The sequence below is a fragment of the Paenibacillus segetis genome, assembly GCF_014639155.1.
In the GTDB taxonomy this organism is placed as follows: domain Bacteria; phylum Bacillota; class Bacilli; order Paenibacillales; family Paenibacillaceae; genus Fontibacillus; species Fontibacillus segetis.
Window position 1 is genome coordinate 1,882,282 of the sequence record NZ_BMFT01000001.1, and the last position, 13,183, is coordinate 1,895,464.

General features: G+C 40.9%; 12 protein-coding genes and 2 pseudogenes. 5 read left to right on the plus strand and 9 right to left on the minus strand.

Going from position 1 to position 13,183, the window contains the following annotated elements; genetic code table 11:
• Positions 1-130 precede the first annotated feature (130 nt).
• From IEW05_RS08695 to IEW05_RS08710, 4 genes and pseudogenes are all read left to right on the plus strand, one after another.
• Complete coding sequence (locus tag IEW05_RS08695) at positions 131-2,200, plus strand: serine hydrolase domain-containing protein (protein ID WP_188537770.1); 2,070 nt, start codon at positions 131-133, stop codon at positions 2,198-2,200.
• 178 nt (positions 2,201-2,378) lie between these two features.
• Positions 2,379-2,594 (plus strand): annotated as a pseudogene (locus IEW05_RS08700) (RNA ligase family protein); the annotation flags it as partial.
• Between the two features lie 200 nt (positions 2,595-2,794).
• Positions 2,795-3,193, plus strand: a complete 399-nt coding sequence (locus IEW05_RS08705) for an Rrf2 family transcriptional regulator (protein WP_188537772.1) — start codon at positions 2,795-2,797, stop codon at positions 3,191-3,193.
• A gap of 114 nt (positions 3,194-3,307) precedes the next feature.
• Complete coding sequence (locus IEW05_RS08710; RefSeq protein ID WP_188537774.1) at positions 3,308-4,252, plus strand: DMT family transporter; 945 nt, start codon at positions 3,308-3,310, stop codon at positions 4,250-4,252.
• Between the two features lie 888 nt (positions 4,253-5,140).
• Here IEW05_RS08710 and IEW05_RS08715 read toward each other — a convergent pair.
• The 4 genes and pseudogenes from IEW05_RS08715 to IEW05_RS08730 form a co-directional block, all read right to left on the minus strand.
• A complete protein-coding gene (locus IEW05_RS08715) occupies positions 5,141-5,923 on the minus strand; it encodes a polysaccharide deacetylase family protein (protein WP_188537776.1) in 783 nt (260 codons plus the stop codon).
• A 180-nt stretch (positions 5,924-6,103) separates the two neighbouring features.
• Positions 6,104-6,220: pseudogene (locus IEW05_RS08720) on the minus strand (helix-turn-helix domain-containing protein); the annotation flags it as partial.
• A gap of 17 nt (positions 6,221-6,237) precedes the next feature.
• Positions 6,238-7,509, minus strand: coding sequence for a sensor histidine kinase (locus IEW05_RS08725; RefSeq protein ID WP_188537778.1), 1,272 nt, complete (start codon positions 7,507-7,509; stop codon positions 6,238-6,240).
• An 18-nt stretch (positions 7,510-7,527) separates the two neighbouring features.
• The gene (locus IEW05_RS08730) at positions 7,528-8,037 is read right to left on the minus strand and encodes a DUF885 family protein (RefSeq protein ID WP_188537780.1); all 510 of its coding nucleotides are present in this window, start codon (positions 8,035-8,037) and stop codon (positions 7,528-7,530) included.
• On the opposite strand from IEW05_RS08730, the gene IEW05_RS25595 reads away from it, so the two are divergent.
• Positions 8,023-8,322 (plus strand): hypothetical protein, encoded by a 300-nt coding sequence (locus IEW05_RS25595; protein ID WP_194434108.1) that lies wholly within the window; start codon positions 8,023-8,025, stop codon positions 8,320-8,322. The genes IEW05_RS08730 and IEW05_RS25595 overlap by 15 nt on opposite strands.
• Positions 8,323-8,386: 64 nt before the next feature.
• Here IEW05_RS25595 and IEW05_RS08735 read toward each other — a convergent pair whose 3' ends face one another.
• From IEW05_RS08735 to IEW05_RS08755, 5 genes are all read right to left on the minus strand, one after another.
• On the minus strand, positions 8,387-9,064 hold the full coding sequence (locus IEW05_RS08735) for a response regulator transcription factor (RefSeq protein WP_188537782.1): 678 nt from the start codon (positions 9,062-9,064) through the stop codon (positions 8,387-8,389).
• 886 nt (positions 9,065-9,950) lie between these two features.
• Positions 9,951-10,847, minus strand: a complete 897-nt coding sequence (locus IEW05_RS08740; RefSeq protein WP_188537784.1) for an NAD-dependent epimerase/dehydratase family protein — start codon at positions 10,845-10,847, stop codon at positions 9,951-9,953.
• A 183-nt stretch (positions 10,848-11,030) separates the two neighbouring features.
• On the minus strand, positions 11,031-11,900 hold the full coding sequence (locus IEW05_RS08745) for a LysR family transcriptional regulator (protein ID WP_188537786.1): 870 nt from the start codon (positions 11,898-11,900) through the stop codon (positions 11,031-11,033).
• Positions 11,901-12,494: 594 nt separating this feature from the next.
• A complete protein-coding gene (locus tag IEW05_RS08750; RefSeq protein WP_188537788.1) occupies positions 12,495-12,689 on the minus strand; it encodes a helix-turn-helix domain-containing protein in 195 nt (64 codons plus the stop codon).
• Positions 12,690-12,699: 10 nt separating this feature from the next.
• Positions 12,700-13,089, minus strand: a complete 390-nt coding sequence (locus IEW05_RS08755; protein WP_373285825.1) for a DUF2975 domain-containing protein — start codon at positions 13,087-13,089, stop codon at positions 12,700-12,702.
• Positions 13,090-13,183 lie beyond the last annotated feature (94 nt).

Consider the following 13,183-nt stretch of genomic DNA (forward strand, 5'->3'; position numbering starts at 1 on the left):
TGCATTTACTTAATTTCGTTTACGGAAATGAGTAGATTGCCATCGTTTGGCCTTTTTTTTGTGGAAATATGAACCATTCAATCTTTTGAAACGTAATACATCATAGTTTCATATTGAAGGAGGTTTTTTAATGAAAAAAAGATTGATATGGATTCTGAGTGCTACTATTGCACTGACACCGCTTGTTCCGACTGCAGCACTAGCGTCTAGCGAGAATGTTGCAACTTCTAATCAGACACAGGCGACGATCGCCTCTGAGAAAGCGGCACTGCTTACCGAACAATACGGTACGACCAGCGTACAGTATGCACTGATCGACAACGGGAAGATTACTATTTCAGGACAGACGGGATTAAACGATGGAGCAGGGAAAATCCCTTTGACCAAGGAAACGATGTATGGTATCGGATCAACGAGCAAAATGTTTACGACTGTTGCCGTCATGAAATTGGTAGATGAGGGAAAAATTAATCTGGATACTCCCTTGGTGCAGTACATAACTGATTTCAAGATGTTAGATGAACGTTATAAGCAAATTACGCCTCGTATGCTGCTGAACCATTCTTCTGGACTTCAAGGTTCAAGCCTGGGGAATACAGTTTTGTTCAACGATAATGACACATTTGCGCATGACAATCTGCTTGAGATTTTGTCTAAGCAGCGTTTAAAAGCTGATCCAGGAGCATTCTCTGTTTATTGCAACGACGGATTTTCACTAGCTGAGATTCTTGTAGAAAAAGTCAGTGGTATGAATTTCACTGCATTCATTCATCAAAATTTTATCGAACCATTAGAAATGAAACATACAAAGACACCACAAGACGTAATAGATTCAAGCAAACTTCCAGGTCTTTATTATCCAACGTTTCAAAAGCAGCTCCCAAATGAAACTTTAAACGCGATTGGAGCGGGCGGAATCTATTCTACAGCAGAGGATTTGGTACAATTCTCGCAGATTTTTATGGGTCGTGAAAAGGAAATTCTCTCGGATAGCGCGGTCTTAGCAATGGAGCAAGAGGAATACAAGAAGGGAATCTGGCCTCAAGATGCGGATAGTATAATCGACTTCGGGCTTGGTTGGGATAGTGTAAGATTATTTCCATTCAGTGATTACAAAATTAAGGGTCTCAGCAAAGGTGGAGACACAATTTTGTATCATGCTTCTCTCGTAGTGCTTCCAGAGCAGGACATGGCTGCTGCAGTTCTATCATCAGGCGGAAGTAGTTCGACGAACGAACTTCTGGCTCACGAACTTCTTCTTCAGGCGTTGAAAGAGAAGGGCGCAATCAAAGACATTAAGCCGGAGAAATCATTCGGCACACCCGTAAAGGCTGACATGCCAAGCGACATCACAAAGTACTCGGGCTATTATGGTGCTACCGGTCAAATAATTAAAGTTGCTATAAAGGATGGAGAGCTTTCATTATCGGTGCCGAGTGTACCTGCATATCCTGAACAGAATTATATATATACATCGGATGGCTCTTTTGTCAACGAAACTGGAAGTTCGAAGGTCAGTATTGTAACCGAAAAAAATGGACGCAGCTATCTGTGGAATAGAGAATATGTAACCGTTCCGGGATTGGGACAATTGGCAATATCTCAGTACTTAGCCGAGAAGCTGGAAACTGAGGCCTTATCTGCAGAGACGGAAGGTGTATGGGCAAAGAGAGAAGGCAAAACATATTACCCTGTGAATGAGAAATATAGTTCTCTTATGTACATGCTTGATCCAACTCTCAAGATTTCCCGTACCCCAGAATTAAAGGATTATTTCGGAGATAAGAAAATTACTGGACCGAATACTGCAGTGAGCCAACATCAAGTCCCTAGCACGGGAAGCCGGGATACGGCTGGATTTAGTTTCTATACGAAAGAAGGAATCGAATACTTTGAGGCTGCTGGAAATTTGTATGCCAGTGAGGAAATAGTATTACCTCTTTATCAAGGGAAAAAATCCACGGTTACTGTGCAAACTGACGGAAATGCAAGATGGTATAGTGTGCCACAAGCAGTTGTTGGTAAGAAGATGATAGTAGAGATGCCTGAAAAAGGAGCCTTTGCGGTATACGATGGAAATGGAGCATGCGTGAACTACACCATAATCAGCGGCAGTAATGAAGTTGTTCTCCCTGAGAACGGAATAATTGTATTTGCTGGCAACGCTGGATCATCATTTATCATTTCATTGGAAAAGTAGATTGATTCATCTGATTTGATAGTTATAAAGACTACTTTTTAATAAGCAAGCACATCGTTAATTTTGGATTTCTCAAAGTTAACTGGTGTGCTTTTTTTATTGTATATACACTTTTCCAATCAAACTTAATCAAATATCTACGCCCCCTCCATTGTAAACCAAATACTATCATGCCCGTTCCATAGATTCCAAGGATCATTCTTCTAGACACAGGCTTAAACAATTTCATGCCACATTTGACTATGAAATTCCTGAGAATTGGCGAGTTTGTGGGGAGTACGTGTATGCGAAGCACTCAATCTTTTATGAAGAAATAACGCATTATTTTTATTGGTTTTCCATTTGGAATGAAATGAACCATTGTTTATCTTGGGGCGAAACTTCTTCGAAGTAGAACCCAATCAATTAATAAATTAAAAAGCATGCTGTTAAAATAAGGTGGTTTGAATTTACCATTCATAGAAAAGCGGGTTGGGGAGATATTAGACCGTTGAGTTTTTTCTACAATTGGATTGATTGGGCAATAGAAGGTTGACATATTATCGATTTCAAGGATATTATAGACACAATAAGTCTTTGATTGAAGGTGATAACATGAAGTTTACTAAAGCCACGAATTATGCTCTGCACACCATGCTCGCACTGATTGACGCTTCTTCGGTTAAGCCAATAGGTGTTCAGCAATTAGCACAGACACAAGGTGTTTCCCCAACATATCTCTCAAAAATTTTAACAAGGCTCGTAAAAGCAGGAATAATAGAATCTGTTTCTGGTGCTAACGGGGGATATCATTTATCTCGAAAGAAAGATAATATTACATTTTTGGATATTATCCACGCCATTGAAGGTAATACCTCGATGTTTGAATGTGATTTTGTCCACGGTGAAGAATGCTCGATTCAAGCTGTGATGAAGGAAGCAGAAGAGAAGATGGAAAGCTATCTTAAAAATACAAAGTTGATGGACCTGGTCAAAAATCAAATACAAAATTAGGGTAACTTTGTTCCATATTATGTTTGAATGAAGATTACAACAAGTAACATGTTTTTTTATCTTTATTATAGACATTAAGAGTCTTTTATATCTATATTATAAGGGGTTGAGTTCATGCATATCACGCTTTATTTAATTACAGGGATAATTATGGGAACATTTTTCCCTATCCAGGCATCTATGAGTACTCGTTTAAGTTCTTCTTCAAAAACACCTTTAACAGCTTCGCTTATTGCATTTACTTTAGGAACGGTGATACTACTCATTATAAATCTAATAAAAGATCCAGTAGGATTTACTGTAGGAATTGATTTTACATACCCATTGTATGTTTTTATCGGTGGAGCAATAGCTGGAGTTGGTTTTAATGTGGCTAATATTATTCTTTTCTCAAAACTTGGTGCGTCTATCACAACGCTAGTAACCGTAGCGGGGCAAATGATTGTAGGGATACTTATTGATCATTTTGGGTGGTTCGGAGTACCGGCTAATCCCGTTAGCATAACTAGAACACTCGGAATGGCCATTATGATTTTCGCCATTTCATTAGTTCAACCTAACAAGAAAAATGATTTACCAATGACGTCAGAAGAGGAAAAGAAGAATAGCAAAATCATTTGGATCATTACGGGGGTGTTGGCCGGTTTTTTACCTCCATTGCAAACCGCTATTAATGGAGAACTACGTGTTGCAACAGGATCACCTTTAGGGGCTGCCTTTATTTCTTTTTTTGTTGGTGCAATTATCTTGATAATTTTGATATTGATTACTCAACGTCGATTAGAGTTTCCTATATATGACACTAAAAAAAATCGCATTCCCATTTGGACATATATGGGTGGTATATTTGGAATATTTATCGTATCAGGCAACATTATATTGTTACCAATACTTGGATCGGTTCTAACTACAATGGTTTTCTTATTGGGACAAATGATTATGGCATTAATAATTGATCAATTTGGAATGTTTAAGTTACAAAAAAGAAAAATTGATAGTAGAAGAATTGTAGCTCTGGTATTGATGGTTATTGGAGTCATATTTGTAAAGTTCTTGTAGTCTAGAGTAGATGTGATTAACCGAGGATTTATTGATAATCTCTGTAGAGATCGACAATATTGCAAACTTTGTGTCTAATGATAAGTTTGGAAAGGCTTGATTTATTAATCAAGCTTTTTATTTTTTGTAGAAAAAAACTTCGTTATCAAAAATACACAAAAGTGAATGGATGATAACATACATAACAGGGATAACAAACTCAAAATGAATAAATGGGAATTGATATGATAAATCTATAAACCAATCGCTCACTCCATGTTTTCCTATGACTTCTTCACAAAACTCGTATTTTGTACATATGTATGAGTCAGTAATTCCGTTGCCCGTCTTGTACTCCTATAACTTGACAAGAACATAGATTCATAAATAAATGATCGTTAAACGATTGCTATGCTCTGGTTCTCTCTAAGAATCAATTCTTTTATCTCTTCTGAATAATTCTCCAATCTTTCCATAAACAATAACCCCTTTTATTTTAAAAACTCAAACAGACACAGTCCCCCTCTGGAGTTGTGTCTGTTACTCAAACATGCGTATTTCGAGAGGATAGCCCAGCGATCATTGTACTAATGCAGAAGACCCGTGGCTTCGGTCTTTCGATCTGGTTTGGGTTTGTTGTTTTCCTATTTAAACATTTTGCTTGAGTGATGCAGCACAATGTTTCGCAAGAATGACGGAAGCCATCACATCTCGAGGTAATCTCCTCACATCAAACTGCGAATTAGACCCGAAGCAATTAAATGAAAAGCCGGTGACTTGATCATCATGAACACCTAAACGGAAATATATACATTGCGATTCTATGTTCTTGTCATCCGACACCGCCCTTTTTGAACGAAAACTCATATTCCAGCTTCAGCACTGTATGTAATCAAGACATATCACTTTTTAGTCTATCTGGATATTCATTGGATCAACGAAGCTGTAACCTTTCTCAGTAGCCTTTGTAAGCAAAATTTCGAGGGCTTCAGCCGTCCATGGCAACTCGTGCATGAGAATGTTAGCCCCTGGGTGGAGTTGATCCGCAATACGTTGAGCAAGCTCTTCGGGGTCATTTTTCTCTGCCGACATTTCCCAATCCCTTGAATCTATCGTTATGGTTATTATATTAAGATTGTTCTCTTCTGCTGCTTGTGTAACATTTTCGTTGATGGACAAATATGGAGGGCGAATAAATATCGGGGCTGTTTCTGTTATATCCATTACTGCCTTCTGAACGTCACCCATCTGCTTAACGACCGAGTCTTTGCTTTCCTCGCTTAGATCAATATGATCCCAAGAATGATTACCAATCATCTGACCTCGTTCATGAACAAGCTTAACAAGCTCCGGATTTTTCTCGATCTGAGGACCGTTCATAAAAAAGATCGCTTTCGCCTTATGTTTGTCGAGTGTGTTCAAAATCTTCGTACTCACTTCTGGATTAGGACCGTCATCGAACGTTAACAGAACAACATTAGTTTCGTGCTTCTGCGGATCAATCGGCACGATGGTGTTCGTTTGCTTGTCTATTTTATAAGACTGTCCATTAGACGTTGATCCAGTGTTTGATCCAGAACTCGTTCCTGATGGTAATGACTCCACATTCGACGTCTTCGAAGCACACGAAGCCACCAATAGGATCGCAAGCAAAGCAACTAACATGCTGTACAATCTCTTTCTAACCTTCATGAATGAACAACTCCTCAGCTATTATTAATAAATATCCACTAACGACTTACAGTGATCTCGAACTCGGGATCCTCATTCAGGGTAGCAACCGCCATCTCTTGAAACGTGGTTACAAGGTTCATGCCTTAATCTCCCCTTTATAGAGTGTATAAGATGAAACTTTGATTTCCCTTTGAAAAACTACTCGTGTATTCTGAGTATGTAGCCCAGACCTCTTACGGTTTGGATATATTGATCGGCATGCCATGAAGACAGCTTCTTCCGAAGATAATGGACATAGATCTCCACGATGCCAATTCCAAATCGAGTCGTCTTTAACTAATTACCGGAAAACGAATCATAACGGTCGTACCACACCCTACCCAGCTGCTAATGTGGATAGAACCTTGATGTTGATCGACGATCCAACGCGCGATCGATAGCCCTAGACCCGCTCCATGCTCCCCTCTATTTCTAGAGGAATCTCCCTTGTAAAAGCGATTAAATATGAGTGGCAATTCGTCTTCCGAAATACCCACTCCGTTATCCTTGACGGTTATGAGAACTGATTTCCCCTGCCTAAGACACTCAAGATCGATTTTCCCATCTGCTTGCGTAAATTTAATAGCATTGTCCAACAAAATTATGAACAACTGTGTGAGGCGATCCTCATCTCCTTTCATGAGCAATTCCGAGCCTTCGACATGAAGCTGTAACCGCAACTGCTTGTAATCCATTATCGGCTCCATATTTTTTGCAATCTCTTTAATGATCCCGTCAACTCGCACAGGTTTGCATGAGATAACTTCCTCATGGGAATCGCCTCTTGCCAGAAGAAGCAGCCCGTCTACCATGTTGCTCATTCTTTTGGTTTCTTTCAGAATGGTTGAAATTGGAGCGATTTCTTCTTCGATCGTATGATCGGGATGACGTAACAATATTTGCGTTTGCCCTCGGACGACTGAAAGCGGACTCCTCAACTCGTGAGAGGCATCTGCAACGAATTGCTGCTGCTTGTCCCAAGCCTTCTGAATCGGAATGAGCGCCCGTCTAGCCAATGCGTAACCTGCTATGATAGATATTAACGCGCCGATACCGATACCGATACTAATACTCCATAATAACCGATTCAAATAATACGCCTCGGCAGAAATTTCCGTATATAACTGAACTGTTTTCAAAGGCGTGTTAGACAGTTCCTCGACTACTGGCAAATTGCCCTGATAGGGTCTGCTCACGAATCGATAGGTTTTCTTATCCACGCGTATTGACTCGGGTCCCATGTGGTTTTGTTTTTCCCGAAGCATCGAACTCAAATCGATAAATTGCCATTTATATATAAAGCTTTGAAGCAAGGTATCGTTGGAATCCCAATAAAATGACATCATAAAACGTTCTGGTTCCTGCGAATCAATGTTAATGACTTGCTCCCCGTTAATTAGAGAAAACTGTTGCATGTGGTCAATATTAAACACCAGCTGACGGTCAATGTCGGAATAGATCCGATAACGCGCCAACCCGTATAACGCTCCCCCCAGTATGATGAGCAAGCAAAATACGATCGTGCTGTTCCATATCGTCATTCGTACTAGCGTGCGTTTAATCATACGGGGTCTGCTCTCCTTTTATTTGGCGGACTTGATGTATTGATTCACTTGCTGCTCCAATATCGGAAATGGCATTTTACCGTTTCGAAGAAGAACGGAATGAAAAGTTTTAATGTCGAAACGATCCTTGAGCTCGCTTTCCGCTATCTCTCGAAGAGATTGAAATTGATCATATCCGATGGTATAGCTTATTGTTTGTCCGGGAAAAGCAATGGCGCTGTCAATCCAGGCATTCACTTCCGTTCCAATCATGCTTACCAGGTACGCATTAGCTTGTTCTCTTGTCCATTTCAGCCCATTAATACCCGTGTCGATAACGGTTCCAAGGTAAAAATAAAGCAAATGATTTTGTACCGTCTTCTGATCAAGCAAGTTCATCTCTACGCCTAAAGTTTGCGCATAGACTGCCCATCCTTCTGAGAATCCGCGTATATTAGTTAGATTACGGGCAAATGGAATTTCCGGTTGGTTGTATTCGATGGAAATTTGAAAATGATGTCCTGGAACGCCTTCATGCATCGCAAACATTTTAGCTTCCTCTTCGGAAAACAGTCTGGCGGGCGGGAAAAAAATCTTCCATTCCTATCACCATTAATAGATGGGGGGATATATAACGCGGCTGCATTCGAGAACGAAGCCGGATATAACCGCGCATCCACTGGATTGTTGGGAATAAGCGCTTCTTCAAACCAATCGAACAATTTGGGCTTTATTTGCGACAAACTGCGGTTAACCGTTTGCAGTAATCCTGCTACCAATAAAATAGTCAATCTGGTGTTCTTAAACATCTGTCTTACAAAGTTCATGCATTAATATCTCCCCTTTATAGAGTATAAGAAGAATATATAAGATGAACCTTTGATTTCCCTTTGAAAAACTACTCGTTTATTCTGAGTATGTAGCCCAAACCCCTTACAGTTTGGATATATTGATCGGCATGCCATGAAGACAGCTTCTTCCGAAGATAATGGACATAGAGCTCCACGATGCCAATTCCCGCTTCCGAATCGAGTCCCCAAATTCGGTTATAGATTTGCTCCTTCGTCACGATCTGCTCTTTATTCATGAGCAGGTACTCAAGCAGCTCATATTCCTTTTCTGTTAAAGTCAGCTCTTCTCCTGTAACCGTTATTGCTCGATTTCTAACTTGAATAGCAATCGGGCCGTAGCTAATCTGCTCTTCTTGATTAACATTGCCATAACGGCGCAGCAGTACTTTAGCTCTGACGATCAGCTCTGGAATCTCGAATGGCTTCACCACATAATCGTCCGCTCCGATCGTTAACCCCTTTATCCGGTCGTTCAATCCGTCTTTTGCCGTCAGACAAAGAATCGGGGTATCCACTCTTTGCCTCCTCAACTCTTGGATGAACGTAAATCCATCAACCTTGGGCAGCATAATATCCAAAATAATTAAATCGAACTCGCCGTACAATGCGTGATGTAAGCCCTCTTCTCCGTTATGACACTCCGTGACCCCATACCCTTCATCCCGCATAACTCTTGCAATTGTATACGATATCCCAATATCGTCCTCTACGATCAACAGCTTCATAAGCTCCTCCATGGATGAACAAATATGGAATAGTGTAACATATTTTAATAGGTTAGTGAGTCCGTCGTGGGTAATATCTCCTTTTATTCTTACCGGTCTAGTTATCATATGCTTAGCCAGGTTGTCACCGGATTCCCCTCATAACTAATCCAATCGCTCTAGCTTCTTATCCCCACAAAGGGTGGATGGGCTGGGGCTGTTTGCATACCATCAGAATTGAACTATCGTGTCCCGTTAGCTTAATGAAGAACTGACTTCAATCCTCGAAATGCTATGGGAGAATCCAATGAACCGAAGCGTGAATATGGTGTTATACGCTGTTTCACACTCCTTGAAATACGCCGGCTGGAATCATAGATCATGGACCAGGGCCTAAAGAAAAGAGAGCTTTTTTATGGGGTGAGCAAGGGGATTGTCTCCGGAGAGGATAAAACTCTTGTTTACCTGGAGCCAAAGATTCGTGCTCAAGTGAAAATGAGGAGCTGGACCAAGGCAAGGCTCCTTCGTGATCCAGTCTTCATACGGTTTATAGTTTAGCTCGCATATATAAACGTGCAGCTATCGCGCACATAGAACTCGTAATTGGCGTTACGCGTGTTCATCCAATCTTGACTAATGGACGTGACATATAGTAGTTAAATACAATATCTTCCCTACCTCAAGGTTATAACTATCTACCTAACTACTTAAGTGAGGGGATTGAATGGTATTAGTTCTTGTCATCAGTCGGGAATGTTATCAAGTTCTTGTCACCATTTTCTGTAAATTCGACAATTTACAAATTTTATATGTCGATCAATCTTTAGCTAGTAGCTTCATGCTGAATAAATGAGGGCATATTAGGAAAAATATACCTAATATGCCCATCTGATTAGAATACCCCGGCTTATGAGTTGTTCTTAATCCAGCTCAGCATAGGTTCTTCTGAAGGTTTCCAGTCCAGCAGATTTCTTGCATGTACCGCACGTACACGACTGTTGGATGCAATGGCAAAGCGAGCCCAATCACCCAGTTCTGCAATGGCTTCGTCGGCCGGCCAACTCATCGTTTTTCCTTCAAAACCAAGTGTTTCACTGATGGATTTGGCAATATCCTGGAATGATTCCTCTCCATTCTCTGCGAAGAAATAAGAAGCTGAAGCTGCTTTTTCTAAAGCCAATCGATATAAATCGGCCAAATCCTTGATATGAACATTGGACCAGCGGTTCACACCTTTGCCGACATGAACGCCCGCTCCGACCATCTTCGATTTGCGGATAACCTGGGGCAGTTGATCGCTTTCCGTCGGTAATCCTAGCGCATTGCCATAGATCATGGAAGGTACGATAACCACACTTCTGACCCAATCATCTATTCCTGCCTTGCGCACCAAATTGTTGATAGCGACCCGGTCAGCGCGGATATCCATGGGAACAAACGGCGTCTCCTCGTCATAAATATTCTCACTTTTAGAATCGCCCCGGGCATCATCTCCGACCACACTAGAACCCGATGTATGCAGGAATGCTTTGCCGGTACCGCGCAAGGCGCTGATAAAGGTCTCCACAGCTCCCCTGTGATCTGAATCGGCAGTATGAATGACCGCGTCACTTAATTTAGAATACTTAGTCAGCACTTCAATGTCTTCCAGCGTGCCCAACACGGGCTTAATACCGATTTGTTTAAGTGCGTCCACCTTCTTCGGATCACGCACCAGACCGTAGATGTCATGCCCGGCATCAATCAGCACCTTGGCCACGGATCCACCTATATAACCTGTAGCACCTGTCACGAATACTTTCATTGCTTCTCTCCTCCTATATCTCTATTCCACAATTTTGTATTGCCTCTAACTAGTATGAATTTTGGTTACTCACCTATTGTAGTCTCCCTCCAACTATAAAACCAATTATATTATATAGGGTAAACAATAAATAAATTTATACAAAATGAAAAAAAAGACCGCCCAACAAACATTGGTCGATCTCTATTCCTCTTCGCGTATGACCGCCATAATCTCGCGGATCTGGGGCAAATGCTTGTGCTTAAGTTTATAAGCAAAGAACAATTCGTTTTTCACCTTTAAATCCTCATAAATCACCTTCGTATGGACTCTGGACGCCTCATCTTTCAGATAGGTAGGTATCACACTAAGCCCGGTTCCATTGCCAATAGCCTTCAATATCATATGTAAATTTGGAATGACATGAACGGGTCTGATCTGAGGACGCTTTTTAAAATGTTCCCTCCAAATCCTCCGGATAATCGGCAACTCCAGTCCATAACTCATCCACGGCTGCTCGGTCAACCATTGCTCTCTGACTTCGAGATCGTCTGTGTCTGGTATTTCATAATCCTGCGGGGCCACAATCACAAATTGCTCATCCATTAATTTCAGGTACTCGATGCCAGGCGTCTGAATCTTCTGCGAGGTAATGATGATTTCCACCTCATCCTCTTTCAACATCTCCAGCAATTCAGCGGCAGAGCCAAAATGGGTGTTAGTGCGGAAATCGTATCGATGTAGCTGGGGAAGTATTTTTTCCGTATAGAACTCATGCGCCGTTCCTATCTTGATCACGGTAAGCGTCGGCAGCGAAGCCGTCCTAAAATTCATCGTTGCCTCCTCCAGCGACTCGATTAGGGGGGCCAACTGGGAGTATAATTCCTTCCCTCGTTCAGTGGGTAGCATCTTACGTGCCGTTCGAATAAAAAGCGCTTCGCCCACTTCGGCTTCGAGAGAGGCCAAATGCTGGCTCATTGCTGGTTGTGTCAACATGCGAGTCTTTGCCGCTTCGGACACCGAGTTATGTTTATAAATGTTGCAGAAGCTTCTGTACCACTCAAAATCTGCCATGCTGTCTCACGCCTCCTACGCTAAATAAAGTCCTAAAAATGTCGCTGTTTCATTGAACTAACAATTAGTACAACTTACATAAAAAAATTTCCAGTAATTGAAGATTTGCTTGGCATGCGCATTCTTAAGTGTAGTATAACGCTGACTCTTTATTAGAAAAATCTTGACATCTACTAGATGGTTAACTTCAGCAAAGGGGTAATACCTTGTCGTTTCCTAGAATCAAGAGAAGCTCATTGGCCTTTGCCATGGGAATCGCTCTTCACAATATACCCTTTAAACCACTACCAGCGACAATGTAGGTAACTTTGTGTCAAATAACGATTATGTAGGCATATTTGTGCATTTTTGCATGACACAAATGTGCCTACAAAAAATAAGAAAAGCCTGATTTATCAAGCTTTTCATCGTCAAGTTATGTTGGCACTTTTGTGTCATTGGACATCGTATGACAAGAATATGTTCCGATAACCCATCAAGACTCCTCTTCTCTTTATCAGAGTACCTATCCCACCATGCTGAAATTCCTTTTTAACAGCAAGAGCTTGAATTACCTTGGGATAGGGTTGTTTTTTAAGAATTCTGCCCGTTAGCTTAACGAAAAATATCACCTGGCTGACAATCCAAAGTCTTACATATCGCTTCTAATGTTGAAAAACGAACCGCTTTTGCTTTCCCATTTTTCAGAATAGAAAGATTAGCCATTGTAATTCCAACCCTCTCCGAAAGCATCGTTACGCTCATTTTTCGTTTTGCTAACATCACATCAATATTAATAATAATTGCCATATCCTTCACCTCAGACCGTCAAATCAATTTCTGATTCTATGTTAATCGCTTCTTGTAGAAGCCGTTGGAGGATAGCAGCAAAAACGGCGATAACCAACGAAACAAAAATGATGATGAGTACGATTAATCCAATAGGAGGGTCAACTTTCTTCGCTATAAAATGAAAGAGTGGCATACCTAATACATACAAACCACTGATTGTTATCGCGCAGAGTTTTATGTACTTTAATGCCTTTACAGATAATTCCGTGAAAGCTGTGTTATCGTCGATGTACCGTAAAAGATTAAAAGCCTGATAGAGAGCAAAGTAAAAAGGTATGGCTGCTCCATACATCACGATGAAAACGAGATATTTCATTGGGAAAATATTTGGATACAAATTTGCTGCGAAATTCCCCATAGGGGGCACTAAAAATATACATAAAGCAAGAACCGGTATTCCTATAATAATAACAACTATTTTTAAAAACAGTGTTGTGACTTCTCTCAAAATA

Coding starts and splice junctions, on each gene's coding strand:
- IEW05_RS08710 (WP_188537774.1), top strand. CDS start 3,308: ATGCATATCACGCTTTATTTAATTACAGGGATAATTATGGGAACATTT.
- IEW05_RS08755 (WP_373285825.1), bottom strand. CDS start 13,089: ATGGGGAATTTCGCAGCAAATTTGTATCCAAATATTTTCCCAATGAAA.
- IEW05_RS08740 (WP_188537784.1), bottom strand. CDS start 10,847: ATGAAAGTATTCGTGACAGGTGCTACAGGTTATATAGGTGGATCCGTG.
- IEW05_RS08705 (WP_188537772.1), top strand. CDS start 2,795: ATGAAGTTTACTAAAGCCACGAATTATGCTCTGCACACCATGCTCGCA.
- IEW05_RS08730 (WP_188537780.1), bottom strand. CDS start 8,037: ATGTTTGCGATGCATGAAGGCGTTCCAGGACATCATTTTCAAATTTCC.
- IEW05_RS08695 (WP_188537770.1), top strand. CDS start 131: ATGAAAAAAAGATTGATATGGATTCTGAGTGCTACTATTGCACTGACA.
- IEW05_RS08715 (WP_188537776.1), bottom strand. CDS start 5,923: ATGAAGGTTAGAAAGAGATTGTACAGCATGTTAGTTGCTTTGCTTGCG.
- IEW05_RS08735 (WP_188537782.1), bottom strand. CDS start 9,064: ATGAAGCTGTTGATCGTAGAGGACGATATTGGGATATCGTATACAATT.
- IEW05_RS08750 (WP_188537788.1), bottom strand. CDS start 12,689: ATGGCAATTATTATTAATATTGATGTGATGTTAGCAAAACGAAAAATG.
- IEW05_RS25595 (WP_194434108.1), top strand. CDS start 8,023: ATGCATCGCAAACATTTTAGCTTCCTCTTCGGAAAACAGTCTGGCGGG.
- IEW05_RS08745 (WP_188537786.1), bottom strand. CDS start 11,900: ATGGCAGATTTTGAGTGGTACAGAAGCTTCTGCAACATTTATAAACAT.
- IEW05_RS08725 (WP_188537778.1), bottom strand. CDS start 7,509: ATGATTAAACGCACGCTAGTACGAATGACGATATGGAACAGCACGATC.